The following is an 18536-nucleotide window of genomic DNA, read 5'->3' on the forward strand; positions in this document are numbered from 1 at the left end:
GGCCCTCGGCCTTCAGTAGCGGGGACAGGATTTGAACCTGCGACCTCTGGGTTATGAGCCCAGCGAGCTACCGAGCTGCTCCACCCCGCGTCGATGAAATGAACACTACGTCAACGGTGCGGACGGAAGCAAATCGCTTTGTTCGCGCTGGTCGGCGCGGTCACGCCGACAGCTCCTGCCGCAGCGCGTCCCGCAGCCGACCCGCGCGCTCGGACACCTCTCGCGGCCCCAGCGTCACCGCCCGGTCGGCCCAGCGCTGGCCCTCCATCAGCTCGCCACGACGCGCGTAGACCAGGGCCAACCGCAGTGCCGCCCGCCCGTGCCCCGCGTCGGCGGCACGGGTCCACCACACGGCCGCCTCGGGCTCGCTGCCCTCCCGCGCGAGCAGCAGGCCCAGGTTGAAGGCCCCGTTGCGGGATCCGGCCTCCGCGGCCTCCCGGTACCAGCGGGCCGCCTCCACGACGTCACCCCGCGCCGCGGCGAGCATGCCCACCCGGACCTGCGCGCGGCGGTGCCCCTGGGAGGCCGCCCGCTCGTACCACTCCTCGCACTCGGACTTGGCGGAGTACACCGGCTCCCCGAGCTCGTGCGCGGACGCCGGCGGGCGTCGCGCGTCCAGCACGGTGGCCAGCCGGTACGCGGCCTCCGCGTTGCCGCCCCCCGCCGCGCACCGCAGATGCCGCTCGGCCGTCGCCTCGTCCCCGTCCCGCAGCAGCGCGATGCCCACCTGGAGCGCCGCCTCGGTGTGCCCGGCGGCGGCGGCCCGCTCGTACCAGCGCAGCGCCACGGTGTCCTCGCCCCGTCCCGCGAAGAGGATCCCGAGGTTGAAGGCCGCGTCCACGCTTCCGGCCTCGGCGGCCTTGGAGAACCACGGCTCGGCGCCGGTGGCGTCCCCGACCTGGAGCAGCAGGATCGCCAGCGCGTTCGCGGCCTCGCGGTGCCCGGCGTACGCGGCCCGGCGGTACCACTGCTCGGCCTGCGCGGTCCGGCCCTGCTCGGCGCAGAGCAGCCCGAGGTTGTACGCGCCGTTGACGTCACCGGCGTCCATGGCGGCCCGGTACCAGCGCTCGGCGGTCTGGGTCTCGCCGCGCTCGGCGTGCAGCGCTCCGAGGGCGTTCGCCGCGTTGCCGTCCCCGTCCTGCGCGGCCCGCAGCCACCAGACCGCGGCACTGTCGACGTCCCCGGCGTCCCGCAGCAGGAACCCGAGCGCGCAGGCGGCCCGTGCCTCGCCGTCCTTGGCGGAGGTCAGGTACCAGCGTCCGGCCTCCTTCAGCTCGCCGCGCTTCTCCAGGATCGTGCCGAGATGGAGGGCGGCGCGCCGGTGTCCGCGCGCGGCCGCCTGGCGGTACCACTGCTCGGCCTCCGCACAGACACCGTTGTCAGACCCGGCGTCCCCCTCGGCGTCACCCTCGGTGGGCGCCTCGGTGGGCGCCTCGCGATCAAGGGCGCGCGCGAGCCGGTACGCCGCCTCGCGGTGCCCGCGCTCGGCCGCGGCCCGCATCCACTGGCGGGCCGCGGCGTCGCCGCGGTGCTCCAGCAGATCGGCGAGCGCGTACGCGCCGAGGGCGTGGCCCTGCTCGGCGGACTGGCGCAACCAGTACTCGGCGGCGGGCTCGTCGCCCTTCTCCCGGTGGTGGCGCCCGAGCGCGTGCGCGGCCGCGGCGGACCCGGCGACGGCGGCGATCCGCCACCATCCGGCGGCCTCGTCGGCGTAACCGCGCTGGTGCAGCAGGACTCCGAGATTGTTGGCGGCGGCCCGGTCGCCGGCGGCGGTGGCGGCACGCAACTGGGGCTCGGCTCCGTCGAGATCACCGCGGCGCAGCAGCATGGCGCCGAGGACGCTCATGGCCTCGACGTCGCCGGCCTCCGCGGCGAGCCGTCGGCGCAACTCCTCGACGGCGTCGTCGGCGACCTCCGTGGCCTCGGTCTCTCCCGGCCCGGAGGGCTGCACAAATCGCCCTGTCTCGAACAGAGTTGCCTTGTCCCCCATAACGTCCATCGTCGCACCACCTGCAACCTGGGTACACCTGGTATACCGCAGCCAGTGAGGTCACTTCAGCGTTTTGTCGACATGCCCACAGAGAGACAAGTCAAACACAGTTCCCCCCAACTCCCCATGGCGGCGCGGCACTCACCCCTTCCGGCACATGCGTTCGCACATCACGAAGGCCCGGATCCTTGATCAGGATCCGGGCCTTCGTTTTCAGTAGCGGGGACAGGATTTGAACCTGCGACCTCTGGGTTATGAGCCCAGCGAGCTACCGAGCTGCTCCACCCCGCGCCGTTGTGTTGCAACCGTACCACGGCGCGGGACGGAGTATTTGATCAGCCGCTGGGACTGCCGCTCGGGCTCGGACTTCCGCTGGGTTTCGGACTGCCGCTGGGTTTCGGGCTTCCGCTGGGCTTGGGAGTGCTGCCCGGCTTGGGACTGCTGCCGGTCTTGTCCCCGGCCTGCGCGTCCTCGGCCCGCCGCAGGGCGTCCTCCAGGTCCTTCTGCGCCTTGCCGTACGCCTCCCAGTCGCCCTTCTTCAGAGCTTCCTGGCCGGCGTCGAAGGCCTTCTGGGCGTCGTCCAACGCCTCCTGGACCGTGGGGTTGTCGGACGTCGGTGGCGGAGTGGTGGTGTCCCCGCCGTCGTCCTCCGGTGGCGTCGGGGTCTCGCCCTTGGCACCGAACACCTTGTTGAGGGCCTCGTCGAGGGTGTCCTCGAAGGCGGTGTTGCCTCCGTAGGTCACCAACACCTTCCGCAGCAGCGGGTACTTCAGTCCACCACCGCGTACGTAGACCGGCTCCACGTACAGCAGTCCTCCGTCGAGCGGCACCGTCAGCAGGTTGCCGTACTCCACCTTGGAGTCGCCTCTGTTGAGGAGGCTGATGGTCTCGGCGATGTCCTGTTCGGAGTTGAACTGGCTCTGCACCTGTTTGGGCCCGTTGACGGTGGTGTTCGTCGGCAGTTTCAGGACTCTGATCTTGCCGTAGTCACTGGTGCCCGCCTCGGCGTCGACCGACATGAACGCACTGAGGTTGTCCCGGCCGTTGGGCGTGAACGTCGTCGTGAGCGAGAACGCCTGTGCCTTCTGGTCGGGCATCTTCATGCTCAGGTAGTACGGCGGCACCGGTTCGCCCGAGGTGTTGGTCGGGTCGTCCGGCACCTGCCAGACCTCGGAGCCGCTGAGGAACGTCGTCGCGTCCTTCACGTGGTAGCGGCTGAGCAGCTCGCGCTGGACCTTGAACAGGTCCTGCGGGTACCGCAGATGGGCCATGAGGGCGCTGGAGATCTCGGTCTTCGCCTTCACCGTGCCCGGGAACGCCTTCATCCAGGTCTTCAGGACCGGGTCCTGGGTGTCCCACTGGTAGAGCTTGACCTGACCGGTGTACGCGTCGACGGTCGCCTTCACCGAGTTGCGGATGTAGTTGACCTGGTTCTGCTGGGCCACCACCGCGCGCGAGTTGTTCGTCGCGGTCAGCGAGTCCGCCGTGGTGTCACCGAGGGTCGTACGGGACGAGTACGGGTAGCCGTTCGTCGTCGTGTACGCGTCGACGATCCACTGGATCTTGCCGTCCACGACCGCCGGGTAGGCGTCGCCGTCGATGGTCAGCCACGGGGCGACCGCCTCGACGCGCTCCTTGGGCGTGCGGTTGTACAGGATCCGCGAACCCTCCCCGATCGCGCCGGAGTAGAGGATCTGCGGCTCGCTGAACGCCACCGCGTACGCGGCCCGGTTGATCGGGTTGGAGAGGTTGACCCCGCTCCTGCCGGTGTAGCTGAAGGTTTTCTCGCCGTTGTCGTCGGAGTAGTCGATCTCCTTCTGGGGACCGCCGACGATCGAGTACTCGGTGGTCTTCTCGCCGTAGTACACGCGCTGTTGGTACGTCCCGAGGTCGCCCTGCGAGGGCAGGTCGGACTCGGTGAAGACCGGGCGCCCCTCGGAGTCGGCGGTGGTGCCCTTGGCGGCGACCACACCGTAGCCGTGGGTGTAGCGGAAGTGGTCGTTGATCCAGTTGTTCTTCGGAATGCCCGCGAGGTTCAGCTCGCGCAGACCGATGACCGTGTCCTGGTCCTTGCCGTCCTTGCTGTACCGGTCGACGTCCAGGTTGGTCGGGAACGCGTAGTAGTTACGCATCTGCTGGAGCTGCTGGAACGTCGGCGAGACGACGTTGGGGTCCAGCACACGGATGCTGGCCGTGCTGTCGACGTCGTCGCGCAGCTTGGTCTTGTCCGTGGTGGCCGACGCGCCCCCGTACTCGGTGACCTGGGCGTCGTCGATGCCGTACGCCTCACGCGTGGCCTTGAGGTTCTTGGAGACGTAGGGCGCCTCCTTGGCCTGCTCGTTCGGCTGGACCTGGAACTTCTGGACGATCGCCGGGTACAGACCGCCGATGAGGATCGCCGAGAGCACCATCAGGCCGAAGCCGATGACGGGCAGCTGCCAGGTGCGCCGCCACAGGGTGGCGAAGAACAGCAGGGCGCAGATGACGGCGATGCAGAACAGGATCGTCTTGGCGGGCAGATAGGCGTTCGCGTCGACGTACCTGAGGCCGGTCCAGTTGTCGGTGGCCTTGAAGTCGCTGGACTTGACCGCGAGGCCGTACCGGTCGAGCCAGTAGGCCACCGCCTTCAGGGCGACGAAGACGCCCATCAGCACCGACAGATGGCCGGTGGCGGCGGCCGTGGCGCGCGCGCCCGGGCTGGTGATCCTGAGGCCGCCGTACAGGTAGTGGGTCATCGCGGCGGCGATCAGGGAGAGGATCGCGGCGGCGAAGCCGAAGCCGAGCAGGAACCGGTACCAGGGCAGGTCGAAGGTGAAGAAGGAGATGTCGAGCTTGAACTGCGGGTCCTTCTCTCCGAAGGACACGCCGTTGACCCACATCAGCCAGGTCCGCCACTGGCTGGAGGCCGAGGCGCCGGCGATCAGCCCGACCAGGGAGGTGATCCCCAGCAGCAGCCACTTCTTGTAGGGCGCGATGCCCATGCGGTAGCGGTCGAGGTTCTGCTGCTCCATCGACATGGCGCTCAGCGGCGGGCGCAGCCGGTGGGCCAGCCAGATGTTGACGCCGACCGCGAGGGCCATCAGCAGACCGAAGACGAAGAACAGCCCGATCTTCGTCCACAGGGTCGTCGTGAACACGGACGAGTAGTTGACGGACCGGTACCAGAGCCAGTCCGTCCAGAACCCGGCGAACATGGTGAACGCCATGCCGAGCACGGCAAGGACGCCCAGTGTCATGAGCAGGGTCCGGACACGCCGGGACGGGCGGCCCACTCTGATCCGTGGCCCCGTCGGGCCTCCGCCGCGGTCCGGCATCTGGAAAGCCAAGGTGCGCACCTCGAAAGTCGCTGTTGGTCCGTCAGACCCGCGTCCCCGCGGGCCGTCCGTGGGCCACGTGATCGTAGGCCCTCACCTATGCAACTTACTCACGCTTTACTCGGTTCCCGATTCCGGCCATGAACGAGGCAGGATTGTGACCATGTCCAACACACCCATGGCAGCGAGCCCCCTGACCCGGGCCGTACTCGAGATCGACGAGTACGTCTCCGGCCTCGGCTGGGACCAGCCCGCCCGCCTCTTCGCCCTCGTAGACACCGCCCGGCTGCGCGCTCAGGAACCCGGGCTCGCGGCCCAGCTCGGCCTGGAGGACGAGCAGGCGACCACCGCTCTCACCCCGATCGAGCAGGAGGAGATCCCGGCGGGCAGGCCGCTGGACGAGTTCCTCGGCACGATCGCCTGGCCCGACGCCGTGGTCGGCTGCGCGCTGACGGTGGAGCGCCTGATGCTGCCGCCGTCCGCCGAGGCCTCGGTCCCGGAGGGCCTGAACGAGAAGAAGCTCGCCCAGTGGGTCGCCGAGCACCCCGACCGCCAGGAGGTGCGCATGACGGTCGCCGTCCTGCGCGACGGCACCCGCGACTCGGCGTTGCGCCTGCGTGAGAAGGACTCCCCGACGGAGGTCCTCACGGGCGGCGACCTGGTGCCGGGTCTGGCCGAGGCGCTGTCGGCCACGTTCGCGGACTGACGTCGTCCGTCACGCCGACGAGGGCGCCCCCGGCCTGCGGGGGCGCCCTCGTTCACGTACGCGCGCGTGGGCGCCGTATCAGCCCTTGGTCGTGCAGCTGGGCAGGTCGGCGGTGTCGCCGGAGCGGATGTCCTTGAGGGCGCCGAGGGCGTCGTCGATGGTCTTCACCTTGACCAGGGTGAGCCCGCTCGGGGTGTCCTTGGCGGCGGCGGCGCAGTTCTCGGCAGGCGTCAGGAAGTACTGCGCCCCCTTGCCGCGCGCACCGACGGTCTTCATCTCGATGCCGCCGATCGGGCCGACCTTGCCGTCGTCGTCGATGGTGCCGGTGCCGGCCACGAACGCGCCGCCGGTCAGGGCGCCCGGGGTGAGCTTGTCGTAGATGCCGAGCGCGAACATCAGGCCGGCGCTGGGGCCGCCGACGTCGGCGAGCTTGATGTCGATGGTGAACGGGAAGGTGTGGTCGACCCCGGCGGAGATGCCGACGATGGCCCGCTTCTCGCCGTCGTCGTCGGACTCCTTGGTGGTGATCGTGACGTTCTCGGTCCTGGTCGCCGTCCGCTGTTCCTTCTCGGCGGCGGCCTGCTCCTTGGCGGGCACGATGGTGAAGACGACCTTCTCGCCGGCCTTGTGCTCGGTGACCCGCTCGGCGACGTCGGCGGGTTCCTTCACCGCCCTGCCGTCGACGGCCTTGATGACGTCACCGGCGTGCAGCGCGCCCTCGGCCGGGGAGTCCTTCACGACCGTGGAGACGATCACGAAGGACTTCACCGGGACGTCCAGCGCCTCCAGGGCGGCGACCTTGGCGCTCTCCTGGGACTGGCTGAACTCCTCGGCGTTCTCCTGGGTGGACTGCTCCTCGGTCTTGCCGTCGGGGTACAGCGTGTCGTGCGGCACGACCTTGTTGTCGTGCGCGAGCCAGCCGTAGACGGCCTCGACGAGGTTCATCCGGTAGTCGGCGCTGGTGACCCGGACGGTGGTCATGTTCAGGTGCCCACTGGTCGCGTAGGTCTTGCGCCCGGAGATCTGGAGCACCGGCTCGCCGTCGTGCTCGCCCAGGGTGTTCACCGTCGGCCCCGGGGACATCTCCGCGTACGGCACGGGGATGAAGACTCCCGCGCACAGGAGCGCGATCAGCATCAGGGTGGAGGCGAGCATCGTCGCGGTGCGGCGTGGCATGGCACGACAGTACGGGACGCTTCTGTCAGCGACCCGTCAGGGCGACCCTAGGGTTGCTTCCTCATGTCCTCAGGGCTGCTTCCCCTGGCCTCAGGGCTGCTTCTCCATGGCCTCGCGGAACCGGGCGTAGCCGTCGAGCTCGGGACCGTCGCCGCGGATCTTGCGGGTCCGGGTGGCCCAACTCCCCCACAGACCGGCACCGATCGCAGCCAACAGCGGAATCAGCAACCAGGCGAGCGCCGCCATGCAGACCTCCCAACCCCGATGAGCGACCGCAACTGACTGATCAGCAGATTAACCATCCGCACTGACAACGCTCACGCCAGGGGTGCGGTTACGCAACCGGAGAACAGTGAAGGAAGCATTCAGCAGCGATCGGGGCGGGGCGCCGGGCTCAGCAGGCGCCGACCCACTCCTCGGTGCCGTCGGAGAACTTCTGGTGCTTCCAGATGGGCACTTCGTGCTTGAGGTCGTCGATCAGCTTCCGGCAGGCCTCGAAGGCCTCACCGCGGTGCGGGCACGACACGGCGACGACGACGGCGAGATCCCCGACGCCCAGATCCCCGATCCGGTGCACGGCGGCCAGCGCCCGCACCGGGTACGCGGCGACGACCTTCTCGGCGATCCGCCGCATCTCCGCCTCGGCGCTCGGATGGCACGAGTAGCCGAGCGTGTCGACGTCGGCGCCGCCGTCGTGGTTGCGCACGGTTCCCACGAACAGCGCAGTCCCCCCGGCCGCGTCGTCCCCGACGGCTTGGAAGACCTCGTCCAGGGAGAGCGGGGTCTCACGGATGGCGAGGAGCTTGATCGGCTCGTCGGCGGCCTGCTCACCCGGGTGGTCGTTCGTGGTTGCCATGGGCCCATCGTGCCCCACGCCGCGGACCACGCGGAATAGCGTCATCGACCGGCACACGCGCGTGCGCGTTTGGAGCCTCCTACAGGACCGCGGCCCCCGCCTCAGATCCGGCGCCGCGCCTTGCGAGCCCTGCGCACCACCGCCGCCGCGCCCAGCAGCGCCACCGTCGCGCCCGCCGCGCCCGCGGCCGTCGCGTCCTTGCGGCCGAGCCGGCGCCCGGCCACGGTGCGCCGCCCGGAGACCTCCTCCAGCAGCTGCCCGAGCACCTCCTCGTTGGTCCACTGCGGCCGCCACCCCGCGTCGTGCAGCCGGCTCCCGCTCACCACCCAGGGGTACATCGTGTACGCCAGGTCCCCGGCCGGGGACGGCGTGAGCCCGATCCGGTGCAGCCGGGCCGCCGCTCCCAGCGCGACGGCCGACGGCAGCTCCATCCGGCGGATCCCGCTGAGCTCCTCGACCTCCTCCTGCTCCAGCCAGCCGTCGCAGCCGACGGCGAGCTCGCCCTCGACCTTCTCCAGGACGGCGTACTCCAGGGCGCTGCACAGGTCCTCGACGTGGCAGAACTGCCAGGCGGGCCGGGAACCGGCCACGACGAGCAGCCGCGGCGACTCGAAGTACCGGGTCAGCGCGGTGTCGGTGCCTCCGACCAGGATCGCGGGCCGCACCACGGTGACGTTCAGCCCGGGGTGCGCCCGGGGCGCGCGCCGCGCGAGCCGCTCGATCTCCAGCAGGTCCCCGACGCCGGTCGCCTCCGCGGTCGCGCGCAGCTCCGCGTCCTCGGACAGCGGCAGCTCGTTGTCGTCCAGGGCCCCGTAGACCATGGCGGACGTGCACAGCACGACGCGGTGCACACCGGCGGCGGCCGCGGCGGTCAGGACCGTCTGGGTGCCGCGCACGTTGTACGCCGTACGGGCGGCACCGTCCGTCTCCAGATCGAGGTCCAGCGCCAGGTGCACGACGACGTCGGCGCCCCGCAGCTTCTCCGCGATGGCCGGATCCCGCACGTCCAGGATGTGCCACTGCGCCGCCGCGCACTCGCCGCGCCGCTCGTCGATGGCGATGACCTGCTTGATCTCCGCCGAGGCGGCGAGCCGCTCGGTGAGCAGCGCGCCGACACCTTCGGCGGCACCGGTCACGGCGACGACGGGCCCGCGCACACCCGTCGACGCGCCGGCGCGAAGCGGCGTCGTCGAGGGGCGGTGGTCGGGTGACGGGTGGGCGGACTGGTTTCGCGCTGCGCGAACCTGTGGATCGGGGGAACTCACCGGGCGTCTCCAGCGGTTGTCTTCAGTACGGGCGCGAGTGACGCGTACGTACCAGGTGGCATCCATCCTGCCGCAGGCCGCGAGTCGGCGGAGCACCGAGGCCCGATCCGCCCACGGTGTCTACGCTGGGTGGTGTTATCGGGCAGTCGCGCCGTCGGAGAGATACCGGCGGCCTTACCAGCCGAGGAATCCCGTGAGTGACACCCCATTCGGATTCGGCCTTCCGCCGGAGGAGCCGGAAGACGGCGACGAGGGCAAGAAGAAGGACCAGCAGAGCGGTGGTGGTCAGGGCCCGGCCAACCCGTTCGGTTTCGGCGGGCTGCCCGGAGCCGGCGGCTTCGGCGCCCCTGGCGCCGACAACCCGTTCGCCGCAATGTTCGGCTCCCTGAACCCCAACGACCTGGGCGCCGCCTTCCAGCAGCTGGGCCAGATGCTCTCGTACGAGGGCGGACCGGTGAACTGGGACATGGCCAAGCAGATCGCCCGCCAGACGGTCTCCCAGGGCACCGCCGACGGCACCAAGGACGCGAGCGTCGGCCCCGGCGAGCGCACCGCCGTCCAGGAGGCCGTCCGCCTGGCCGACCTGTGGCTCGACGACGCGACGTCCCTGCCGTCCGGCGCGGGCTCCGCCGTGGCCTGGTCCCGCGCGGAGTGGGTCGAGGCGACCCTGCCCGCGTGGAAGGAGCTCGTCGACCCGGTCGCCGAGCGCGTCGGCACCGCCATGGGCGACGTGCTGCCGGAGGAGATGCAGGCCATGGCCGGCCCGCTGATCGGCATGATGCGCTCGATGGGCGGCGCCATGTTCGGCACCCAGATCGGGCAGGCCGTCGGCGTGCTGGCGGGCGAGGTCGTCGGCTCGACCGACATCGGCCTGCCGCTCGGTCCGGCCGGCAAGGCCGCGCTGCTGCCGGTGAACATCGAGGCGTTCGGCAAGGACCTGGGCGTGCCCAAGGACGAGGTGCGGCTGTATCTCGCCCTGCGCGAGGCCGCCCACCAGCGCCTCTTCGCGCATGTGCCCTGGCTGCGCTCGCACCTGTTCGGCGCGGTCGACGGCTACGCGCGCGGGATCAAGGTCGACACCGCCAAGCTGGAGGACGTGGTCGGCCAGTTCGACCCGCAGAATCCCGAGCAGCTCCAGGACGCGCTCCAGCAGGGCATGTTCCAGCCGGAGGACACCCCGGAGCAGAAGGCGGCCCTGGCCCGTCTGGAGACGGCTCTGGCGCTGGTGGAGGGCTGGGTGGACGCGGTGGTCCACGCGGCCGCGAAGCCCCGCCTGTCGTCGGCGGACGCGCTGCGCGAGACCCTGCGCCGCCGGCGCGCCTCGGGCGGCCCGGCCGAGCAGACCTTCGCCACGCTGATCGGCCTGGAGCTGCGTCCGCGCCGGCTGCGGGACGCCTCCCGGCTGTGGGCCTCGCTCACGGACGCGCGCGGTGTCGACGGCCGGGACGGTCTGTGGGCCCACCCGGACATGCTGCCGACCGCCTCCGACCTGGACGACCCGGACGGCTTCGTCCACCGCGAGCAGCTGGACTTCTCCGAGCTGGACAAGATGCTCGGCGAGGCGGCGCAGAAGCCCGACCTGAAGAAGAAGGACACCGACACGGACGACAAGGGCGACGACACCGAGTGAGCCTGTTCGACGACGCGGTCCTCGTACTGAAGGATTACGAGGACCAGGAAGAGCTGCGCCAGGTCTACCTGGACCATCTCGCGGAGCACCCGGACGGCATGTGGAAGGCCTGCCACGCGGGCCACATCACGGCGAGCGCGCTGGTCGTCGACCCGTCGCGCGGGCAGGTGCTGCTCACGCTCCACCGGAAGCTGCGGATGTGGCTCCAGATGGGCGGGCACTGCGAGCCGGGTGACGTCTCGCTGGAGGCGGCGGCCCTGCGTGAGGCCACGGAGGAGTCGGGCATCACCGGGCTGACGCTGCTCCCGGGCGGCCCGGTGCGGCTGGACCGCCATCCGATCCCGGCCCCCTGCCACTGGCACCTCGACGTCCAGTACGCGGTCGTCGCTCCGCCGGGCGCGGTCCACGAGATCAGCGACGAGTCCCTGGACGTGCGCTGGTTCCCCTACGACGAGGTGGCGGACGTCGCCGACGAGTCGGTCGTACGACTGCTGGAAGCGACGCGCGCCCGGCTGTGACCGCCGGACGTGTGTAAGGGGCGACCGCCCATGGTGGTCGCCCCTTACACCTGCCTCTGGGTGCGGCTAACTCCAGGCGTTGCCCTGGTTCTGTCCCCGGGCCCCCTGCTGGCCCATGCCGTACTGCGCGGCGAGGCCGGAGCCGATCTGGGCGTTCTGCGGAGGCATCAGCTCGCTGGGCTGGACGATGGCGTAACCGGTTCCCATGAAGCTGAGCTCCCAGCCCTCACCGGTGTTGCCCCGGCGCCGGAACACTCCGGAGGAGTGCGTCTGGGCCTGCATCTGGACACGCAGCGAGGTCGACCAGGCGACGATCGCGTCGGCATCGCAGTTGACGTACTTGTCGGGCGTCACCTGCATCATCAGCGGCGCGCCGGAGGTCATGAGGGCGACCTTGCCGCGACCGGTGATGTTGAGCTGGTACTTCCCCGAGCCGGAGATGCCGTAGAGGCTGTCGACGGCGATGACCTCGTGGTGCAGCGAGGAGTCCATGGCAAGGACGTAGGAGCTGTCGACGGTCAGGCCGTCCTGCTCCACATCGACCAGGTGGACGTGCTGCTTGAGGTTGGCGAGGTAGACCGTGCCCTGCCCGTGGCAGCGCATGAGGTCCAGGCCCTCGCCGGTCCGCGCACGCGCGCGTCCCTGCTGGTTGCTCTGGTACTCGGCGTCGAACTCCATCAGACCCTGGTAGGCGACCATCGTGCCCTTGCGGGCGAGGATGTCGTCGTGACCCTCCAGGGTGACGCGGAGCATCTGCTTGTTCTGCAGTGCCCAGCGCTCCTGGGTCTGCTGGTCGTTGTAGGCGAAAAGCGGACTCTGCATGACGTTCTGGCTCCCCCTCAGCCCCGGACCCGGAGGCGGTCGGTGCTGTCCTCGCTGGGCTGGACGACGACGATGCCCTGGCCGGAGAAGGCCATCTGGTAGGCCTCACCGCTGCCCCGGCCGATGAGCGACTGCGCCTTGAAGCTGCGCTTGCCCTTGACCTTGAGGTTGGGCGACCAGGCGACGAGCGCGTCGGGGTCGACGTACGTCTCGTCCTCGCCGCCGCCGCAGTCGACGACGATCGGCTTGCCCCGGGAGGTCAGCGCGACCCAGCCCTGCCCGGAGATCTTGGTGTTCCACAGCCCCTGTCCGGCGAACTTGGCCAGGCCCTTGACCCGCTCGACGCCCCAGGTGAGGTGCGCGTCGAAGGCGAGCAGGTTGGTGGCGTTGACGGAGATGCCGTCGCCGTTGAGGTTGATGACGACCACGTTGGCGCCGTAGTCGGCGAGGTAGAGCAGTCCGTCGCCGGAGCACTTCATCAGGGGCGCGCCCTCGCCGGTCATCCAGTCCTTGGCGATCTGGCGCACGGCCGGCGGGTTGGGCTCGTACTGGACGAAGCCCTCGTAGGCGACCATCGAGCCCACGCGCGCGAAGAGGTCGTTCCCGGTCTGCATGGCGATCTTCGCCATGTGGTTGCCGTGGTTCTCCATGCGGGCGGTGACGGGTGCGGGAGCGAAGCCCGCGAGTGGCTGGTTCATGACGGACTCCCTCAGATCTCGTACGGCTGGACGACGATGAAGTTGCCGGGCGCCGCGCGGAACTGGAGGTTCACGCTCTCACCGGTGTCGCCGGGGTAGGCGTTGCGGCGCATCCGCACCTGGCTGGATACGACCACCTGGGCGGCGGAGGACCAGGCGACCACGGCGTTGGCGTCGGCGAACGTCGTGGGCGTGACCGGCAGCACCACGGGCGTGCCGTGCGTCTTGAGGACGATCGTGCCGGTGCCCTGGAACATCATCGTGAACAGCGCGCCGCCGGGGATGCCGTGGCCCTCGATACGGCGGACCTCGTACTGGAGGCCCTCGTCGAAGGCGAGGACGTTCTCGGCGGAGACGCAGATGCCGTCGCCCTGGAGTTCGATCGGGTGCAGCATCGTGGAGTTCTCGGCGAGGAAGACCTGGCCCTGGCCGGTGCAGCGCATCAGCTGCATCTCCTGGCCGGTCGCGTTGCCGACGACCCGGCCGGCGAACCCGGCGCCCTTGTAGCTGAAGTCGACCTTGCCCTGGTAGAGCACCATGCTGCCCTGCCGGGCCAGCACGGCCTGCCCGCCGATGCCGAGGTCGACGCGGACGAGCTTCTTGTTCTGCTGCGTCCAGCGCTGGCCGGTGGGGGTCTCCTTGAACTGGGCGAGGGCGCCCGCGACACCGGCGGCCTGGGGCGCGCCGTGCGGCATGCCCTGGGGCGCGCCGTGCGGCATGCCTTGGGGCGCGCCGTACGGAGCCGGCTGACCCGGTGCCTGGCCGTACGGGGGCTGCTGGCCGTAGCCCGGGGGCGGGGTCGGCTGACCGTAGCCGGGCGGCGGGGCCGGGGCGTGGGGTGCGTGCGGGGCCTGGGGCTGGGCGCCGTAGCCGGGGGGCAGCGGGGCGGTCTGGCCGGGGGCCTGGCCGTACGGGGGCTGCTGCGGCTGACCGTAGGGCGCGGCCGGGGGCGGGACCGGGGCACCGCCGGGCGGGGTCATGGGCGCGACGATGGTGGGCTGGGAGTGCACGTTCGGCGCGGGGGCCGGTGCCGGGGGCGGGGTCGCTCCGGGCGGGGGCGCGAAGCCCTGCGGGGCCGGGGCGGGCGCGGGGGCCGGCGGGGCGCCGAACGAGGGGGGCGCGGTGCCCTGGGCGGGCGGGGCGAAGCCCAGGTTGGCGCCGGCCTGCGGCTGCGGCGGTGCCGCGGGGGCCTCCTCCTCGGCGACCTCGCCGCCGAAGTTCTTCAGCAGCGCCTCGAGGCCGCCGTCGAAGCCCTGGCCGACCGCGGCGAACCGCCAGACGTCCTTCAGGTAGAAGTCGCCCAGCATCACGGCACGTTCGGTGGTGAACTCCGAGCCGGTGAAGGAGTAGCGGGCCACCTCCTCGCCGCCGGCCACGATCCGGAGGTATCCCGGGGCGACCTGGGACATCTGCCCGGCGCCGTCGATCGTCGCGGTGAAGGACAGCTTCTGGATCTGCGCCGGGATCCGGTCGAGGGTGACGCGGAAGGACTCCGTGTCACCCGCCTGGGCGCCCAGGAGCTGGATGGACTCCTCGGGGGACTTCGGCTGGTTGAAGAAGATGAAGTACCGGTCGTCCGAGAGCCGTTCGTCGGCGTCGAGACCGAAGCAGCTGATGTCGAAGCTCAGTCCGGGGCCGGTGATCTGCACGCCTACGTACAGATCGGTGCCCGCGGTGAGGTCACTGACCTTGGCCTTGTGGCCGCGTTGGAATTCCCTGGCCATGCGTAACGACCGTCCCCCATCCAAATGCGAGTGCGTCGCGCCAGGCTAACGGCAAACTCGGACAACGGAGGAAGTCGGTACAGACCCGGTACACAACTCCGCTGACGGGGGGTGCGGGGGGACCGAGCCGATCGGTCTCCGCGCGGGGCGCGGGGCCGCGGGGGCGCGGGCGCGGGGCGCGGGCGCGGGCGCGGGGCGCGGGGTGGATCCTCGGGGGACTCTCCGCGCGGCGCGCTCGTGACCGTGCCGGTCGCGCTCCGCGCGGGGCGTACGTCACACCGCGCGGGTCAGTCTCCGCGCGCGCCCGGCAGATGGGGCAGGCGGTCGGCGGCGACGACGCCCTCGAGGTAACCCCGGGCCCGCTCGGTGCGCGGATACGCCTCCAGCAGCCGCCAGAAACGCGGCCCGTGTCCGGGGACGAGCAGATGGGCGAGCTCGTGGACGAGGACGTAGTCGACGACGTACTCGGGCATGCCCTGGAGCCGGTGCGAGAGCCGGATGCTGCCCTCGGCCGGGGTGCACGACCCCCACCGGGTGTTCTGGTTGGTGACCCAGCGCACCGAACTGGGCCGGGCGCGTCCGTCGAAGTACTGGGCCGACAGCCGCTCGGCGCGCTCGGACAGCTCCGCGTCCCCGAGCACCCTCTTGCTCTCCTGGGCGGCCAGCTTGTCGAGCATGACGCTCACCCAGCGTTGCTCCTCCGCCTCGGACATCCGGGCAGGGATCAGCACGACGGTGCGGTCGCCCTCGCGGTACGCGGAGACCGTCCTGCGTCGGCGGGCGCTCCTGCGCACCTCGATCGCGCTCGCACCCGAGCCGTTCGGCGGCTGGCTCGACGTGCGTCGCTGTGGTGTTCCGGCGCGGTGAAGTGGGTCGGCGGACACGCCCCGACGTTACCCGCTGTACACGGTGGAAGTCCCGACTCCGGGACGGTTCGGTCCGGATCCCCCACCATGCGTTTGATTTGTACGACGAATACCCACCGCCTGTGGACAACTTTCGGCACCGGCCGGCGGGGCCAGGCATGCTGGCATCGCCGTCGGAAACCACGGCCGACCGCCCAACGGTCTTCGGCGGCGGACGGGGCGTTCCATCGCGGCCGTTCCCATCACAGCCGTTCCTTCACGGTGTGTTTCAGCACGGCTGTTCCACACGGTTGTTCCATCACGGTTGTTCCATCACGGCTACGGGGGCCTGTCATGCAGTCTTCACAAGATCCGCCGGTCACGGCGATCCCGCTGGTTCCGCTGGTCAAGCCCGCTCTGCGGCGCGGCTGGCGCGACCTCAACACCGTGCAGTTCGGGATGACCCCGGCGCACGCGATGACGCTGGGTCCGATGGACACGGCGACGGGCAGCTTTCTCGACCTGCTCAACGGCACCCGCGGTCCGGGGCTGCTGCGTGAGGAGGGGCGGCGCATGGATCTGCCCGACGGTCATGTCGACCGGCTCCTGGAGGGGCTGGCGCGCTCCGGGCTGCTCGACGACGCGCGCGGGGGCGGCCCGGCCGGTGACGCCCTGCGCAGGAAGAAGCGGGTTCTCGACCGGCTCCGCCCGGACCTGGCCTCGCTGTCGCTGACGACGTCCGAACCGGGCGAGGCGATGGGACTGCTGGCCACCCGGCGCGCGCTGCGCGTGCAGGTCAGGGGTGCCGGCCGGGTGGGCGCGATGCTGGCCGCGCTGCTGTCCGGCGCCGGGGTCGGCGAGGTCGACGTGCGGGACGTCGGCGAGGTGCAGCCGTGGGACGTGGCGCCGGGCGGGCTGCCCGCCGAGGCAATCGGCGAGCGCCGGGACGAGGCGGCGCGGCGCGCGGTACGCCGATCCGCGCCGGACCGCGCCCCGCGCCGGTCACCCTCCGTGGACGGTGAGCCCGGCTACTCGCTGGTGATCCTCGCCCCGAGGGACGACGTGGCGGTGCACGCCCCGCCGACCGCCGACCTCCTGGTCGACTCCGGTACGCCCCATCTGTACGCCGGCGTCGTGGAGGCGACCGGTGTCGTCGGGCCGCTGGTCCTGCCCGGAGTGACGAGCTGCGCGGGCTGTCTGCACGAGGGGCGCGCCGACCGGGATCCGGTCTGGCCCCGGCTGGTCGCGCAGTGGCGCTCGGGTTCGGGGCGGTCGCGGCACGTGCGCCCGTGCGACCTGGCACTGGCCACCACGGTGGCGGGTCTGGCGGCGGCGCACGCCCTCTCCTTCCTCGACGGCCGGACACCGTCGAGCGCCGGTGCCCGCTGGGAGGTGTCCCTGCCCGCCCTGAACTGGCACGCGCGGCCGGTCTGGGCCCATCCCGCATGCCCGTGCGGGGCCGCTGCGAAAGGTAACGAGGAACACACCGCCACCGAAGGGGAGTCACACGAGACAATGGCGGGGCAAGGGCCGTCGAAGGAGTTGCGCCGCACTGCGGATACGGCACGGCCGGCAGGGACCTGGAGGGCGCATGTCTGATCTTCCCCGAAAGGCGGTCACCCGGACCGCCAAGCTCGCCGCGCTCCCGCTCGGCTTCGCCGGCCGGGCCACGTGGGGGCTCGGCAAGAGAATCGTCGGGGAGTCCGCGGAGATCGTCGGCCGTGAGCTGCAACAGCGCACGGCGGAGCAGTTGTTCAAGGTGCTCGGCGAGCTCAAGGGCGGGGCGATGAAGTTCGGCCAGGCCCTGTCCGTCTTCGAGTCGGCCCTGCCCGAGGAGGTCGCCGGCCCCTACCGCGCCGCGCTGACGAAGCTCCAGGAGGCGGCGCCGCCGATGCCGACGCGCACCGTGCACAAGGTGCTGGCGGAGCGGCTCGGGGAGGACTGGCAGGAGCTGTTCCTGGAGTTCGAGGAAAAGCCCTCGGCCGCGGCGTCGATCGGCCAGGTGCACCACGCCGTGTGGGCCGACGGCCGCGAGGTGGCGGTCAAGGTGCAGTACCCCGGGGCCGGCGAGGCCCTGCTGTCCGACCTGAACCAATTGAGCCGCTTCGCCCGACTGTTGGGCCCGCTCATCCCCGGTATGGACATCAAACCGCTCATCGCGGAACTGAAGGACCGGGTCTCCGAGGAGCTGGACTACGGCCTGGAGGCACAGGCCCAGCAGGTCCACGCCGAGGAGTTCGAGGGCGACCCGGACGTCGTGGTGCCCGCGGTGGTCCACCAGTGCGACCAGATCCTGATCACCGAGTGGATGGACGGCGTCCCCCTGTCGGAGATCATCGCGGACGGCACCCCCGAGCAGCGCGACCGCGCCGGCCAGCTGCTGGCCCGCTTCCTCTTCTCCGGCCCGGCCCGCACCGGCCTGCTCCACGCCGACCCGCACCCCGGCAACTTCCGCCTGCTGCCCGGCGGCCCGGCCGGCGAGGACGACTGGCGCCTGGGCGTCCTGGACTTCGGCACGGTCGACCGGCTCCCGGGCGGCCTGCCGACCCCCATCGGCGAGTCCCTGCGGATGACTCTGGACGGCGAGGCCGAGGCCGTCTACGAACTGCTGTGTCTGGAGGGCTTCGTCAAGGAGTCCATAGAGCTGGACCCCGAGGCCGTCCTCGACTACCTGCTGCCGATCATAGAACCGGCCCTGCTCGACGAGTTCACCTTCACCCGCGGCTGGATGCGCAGCCAGGCGGCCCGCATAGGCGACATCCGCTCCCCCGCCTACCAACTGGGCAAGCAGCTCAACCTGCCCCCGGCCTACCTCCTGATCCACCGGGTCACGCTCAGCACCATCGGCGTCCTGTGCCAGCTGGGCGCGACGGTCCGGCTGCGTGAGGAACTGGAGGAGTGGCTGCCGGGGTTCGTGGCGCGGGAGACGGAGGAGGAGGCAGCGGCCGAGGCGTGAGTTCTCGACGGACCGGGGCCGCGACCAGGTCGAGCC

Annotated in this window: 15 protein-coding genes and 2 tRNA genes; 5 read left to right on the forward strand and 12 right to left on the reverse strand. The window is 71.1% G+C overall.

Translation table 11 applies throughout. The features are described from left to right. Positions 1 to 16: 16 nt before the first annotated feature. The 4 genes from ACZ56U_RS13320 to ACZ56U_RS13335 form a co-directional block, all read right to left on the reverse strand. Positions 17 to 90: transfer RNA gene (locus tag ACZ56U_RS13320), tRNA-Met, on the reverse strand. A gap of 70 nt (positions 91 to 160) precedes the next feature. Beyond that, positions 161 to 1999, reverse strand: coding sequence for a tetratricopeptide repeat protein (locus ACZ56U_RS13325; RefSeq protein WP_469084136.1), 1839 nt, complete (start codon positions 1997 to 1999; stop codon positions 161 to 163). Positions 2000 to 2207: 208 nt separating this feature from the next. Further along, positions 2208 to 2281 (reverse strand) — tRNA-Met (locus tag ACZ56U_RS13330). A gap of 44 nt (positions 2282 to 2325) precedes the next feature. Next, positions 2326 to 5304 (reverse strand): UPF0182 family membrane protein, encoded by a 2979-nt coding sequence (locus ACZ56U_RS13335; RefSeq protein ID WP_469084282.1) that lies wholly within the window; start codon positions 5302 to 5304, stop codon positions 2326 to 2328. A 163-nt stretch (positions 5305 to 5467) separates the two neighbouring features. Here ACZ56U_RS13335 and ACZ56U_RS13340 point away from each other — a divergent pair, with 163 nt between their 5' ends. After that, positions 5468 to 6010 carry a PPA1309 family protein gene (locus ACZ56U_RS13340; protein WP_469084137.1) on the forward strand — a complete coding sequence of 181 codons (543 nt, stop codon included), beginning with the start codon at positions 5468 to 5470 and terminating at the stop codon, positions 6008 to 6010. A 78-nt stretch (positions 6011 to 6088) separates the two neighbouring features. Here the strand turns inward: ACZ56U_RS13340 and ACZ56U_RS13345 are convergent, their stop codons facing one another. The 4 genes from ACZ56U_RS13345 to ACZ56U_RS13360 all read right to left on the reverse strand — a co-directional run bounded on the left by ACZ56U_RS13345 (position 6089) and on the right by ACZ56U_RS13360 (position 9307). After that, positions 6089 to 7186: a YlbL family protein gene (locus tag ACZ56U_RS13345; RefSeq protein WP_469084138.1), complete on the reverse strand. Its 1098-nt coding sequence runs from the start codon at positions 7184 to 7186 to the stop codon at positions 6089 to 6091. Between the two features lie 90 nt (positions 7187 to 7276). Beyond that, on the reverse strand, positions 7277 to 7432 hold the full coding sequence (locus ACZ56U_RS13350; RefSeq protein ID WP_469084139.1) for a hypothetical protein: 156 nt from the start codon (positions 7430 to 7432) through the stop codon (positions 7277 to 7279). A gap of 148 nt (positions 7433 to 7580) precedes the next feature. Further along, positions 7581 to 8042: a molybdenum cofactor biosynthesis protein MoaE gene (locus ACZ56U_RS13355; RefSeq protein ID WP_469084140.1), complete on the reverse strand. Its 462-nt coding sequence runs from the start codon at positions 8040 to 8042 to the stop codon at positions 7581 to 7583. Between the two features lie 101 nt (positions 8043 to 8143). Beyond that, complete coding sequence (locus tag ACZ56U_RS13360) at positions 8144 to 9307, reverse strand: SDR family oxidoreductase (protein ID WP_469084141.1); 1164 nt, start codon at positions 9305 to 9307, stop codon at positions 8144 to 8146. A 193-nt stretch (positions 9308 to 9500) separates the two neighbouring features. On the opposite strand from ACZ56U_RS13360, the gene ACZ56U_RS13365 reads away from it, so the two are divergent. Together ACZ56U_RS13365 and ACZ56U_RS13370 are read left to right on the forward strand one after the other, a co-directional pair. After that, positions 9501 to 10937: a zinc-dependent metalloprotease gene (locus tag ACZ56U_RS13365; RefSeq protein WP_469084142.1), complete on the forward strand. Its 1437-nt coding sequence runs from the start codon at positions 9501 to 9503 to the stop codon at positions 10935 to 10937. Next, the gene (locus ACZ56U_RS13370; RefSeq protein WP_469084143.1) at positions 10934 to 11455 is read left to right on the forward strand and encodes an NUDIX hydrolase; all 522 of its coding nucleotides are present in this window, start codon (positions 10934 to 10936) and stop codon (positions 11453 to 11455) included. The genes ACZ56U_RS13365 and ACZ56U_RS13370 overlap by 4 nt, the downstream gene beginning before the upstream one ends. A gap of 66 nt (positions 11456 to 11521) precedes the next feature. Here ACZ56U_RS13370 and ACZ56U_RS13375 read toward each other — a convergent pair whose 3' ends face one another. From ACZ56U_RS13375 to ACZ56U_RS13390, 4 genes are all read right to left on the reverse strand, one after another. Next, positions 11522 to 12277, reverse strand: coding sequence for an AIM24 family protein (locus tag ACZ56U_RS13375; protein ID WP_469084144.1), 756 nt, complete (start codon positions 12275 to 12277; stop codon positions 11522 to 11524). A gap of 17 nt (positions 12278 to 12294) precedes the next feature. After that, positions 12295 to 12975, reverse strand: a complete 681-nt coding sequence (locus tag ACZ56U_RS13380; RefSeq protein WP_171141547.1) for an AIM24 family protein — start codon at positions 12973 to 12975, stop codon at positions 12295 to 12297. An 11-nt stretch (positions 12976 to 12986) separates the two neighbouring features. After that, complete coding sequence (locus tag ACZ56U_RS13385) at positions 12987 to 14699, reverse strand: TerD family protein (protein WP_469084145.1); 1713 nt, start codon at positions 14697 to 14699, stop codon at positions 12987 to 12989. A 287-nt stretch (positions 14700 to 14986) separates the two neighbouring features. Then, positions 14987 to 15583, reverse strand: a complete 597-nt coding sequence (locus tag ACZ56U_RS13390; protein WP_469084146.1) for a M48 metallopeptidase family protein — start codon at positions 15581 to 15583, stop codon at positions 14987 to 14989. 354 nt (positions 15584 to 15937) lie between these two features. Between ACZ56U_RS13390 and ACZ56U_RS13395 the strand changes: the two genes are divergently transcribed. Together ACZ56U_RS13395 and ACZ56U_RS13400 are read left to right on the forward strand one after the other, a co-directional pair. Further along, positions 15938 to 17143 carry a TOMM precursor leader peptide-binding protein gene (locus ACZ56U_RS13395; RefSeq protein ID WP_469084283.1) on the forward strand — a complete coding sequence of 402 codons (1206 nt, stop codon included), beginning with the start codon at positions 15938 to 15940 and terminating at the stop codon, positions 17141 to 17143. Continuing rightward, positions 17136 to 18500, forward strand: coding sequence for an ABC1 kinase family protein (locus tag ACZ56U_RS13400; RefSeq protein WP_469084147.1), 1365 nt, complete (start codon positions 17136 to 17138; stop codon positions 18498 to 18500). The genes ACZ56U_RS13395 and ACZ56U_RS13400 overlap by 8 nt, the downstream gene beginning before the upstream one ends. Positions 18501 to 18536 lie beyond the last annotated feature (36 nt).

It is taken from the genome of Streptomyces sp. NPDC034103 (genome assembly GCF_055575395.1).

Excerpts from the sequence above, each read along its gene's own strand:
- ACZ56U_RS13325 (WP_469084136.1), bottom strand. The coding sequence starts at position 1,999 with ATGGACGTTATGGGGGACAAGGCAACTCTGTTCGAGACAGGGCGATTT.
- ACZ56U_RS13335 (WP_469084282.1), bottom strand. The coding sequence starts at position 5,304 with ATGCCGGACCGCGGCGGAGGCCCGACGGGGCCACGGATCAGAGTGGGC.
- ACZ56U_RS13340 (WP_469084137.1), top strand. The coding sequence starts at position 5,468 with ATGTCCAACACACCCATGGCAGCGAGCCCCCTGACCCGGGCCGTACTC.
- ACZ56U_RS13345 (WP_469084138.1), bottom strand. The coding sequence starts at position 7,186 with ATGCCACGCCGCACCGCGACGATGCTCGCCTCCACCCTGATGCTGATC.
- ACZ56U_RS13350 (WP_469084139.1), bottom strand. The coding sequence starts at position 7,432 with ATGGCGGCGCTCGCCTGGTTGCTGATTCCGCTGTTGGCTGCGATCGGT.
- ACZ56U_RS13355 (WP_469084140.1), bottom strand. The coding sequence starts at position 8,042 with ATGGCAACCACGAACGACCACCCGGGTGAGCAGGCCGCCGACGAGCCG.
- ACZ56U_RS13375 (WP_469084144.1), bottom strand. The coding sequence starts at position 12,277 with ATGCAGAGTCCGCTTTTCGCCTACAACGACCAGCAGACCCAGGAGCGC.
- ACZ56U_RS13380 (WP_171141547.1), bottom strand. The coding sequence starts at position 12,975 with ATGAACCAGCCACTCGCGGGCTTCGCTCCCGCACCCGTCACCGCCCGC.
- ACZ56U_RS13385 (WP_469084145.1), bottom strand. The coding sequence starts at position 14,699 with ATGGCCAGGGAATTCCAACGCGGCCACAAGGCCAAGGTCAGTGACCTC.
- ACZ56U_RS13400 (WP_469084147.1), top strand. The coding sequence starts at position 17,136 with ATGTCTGATCTTCCCCGAAAGGCGGTCACCCGGACCGCCAAGCTCGCC.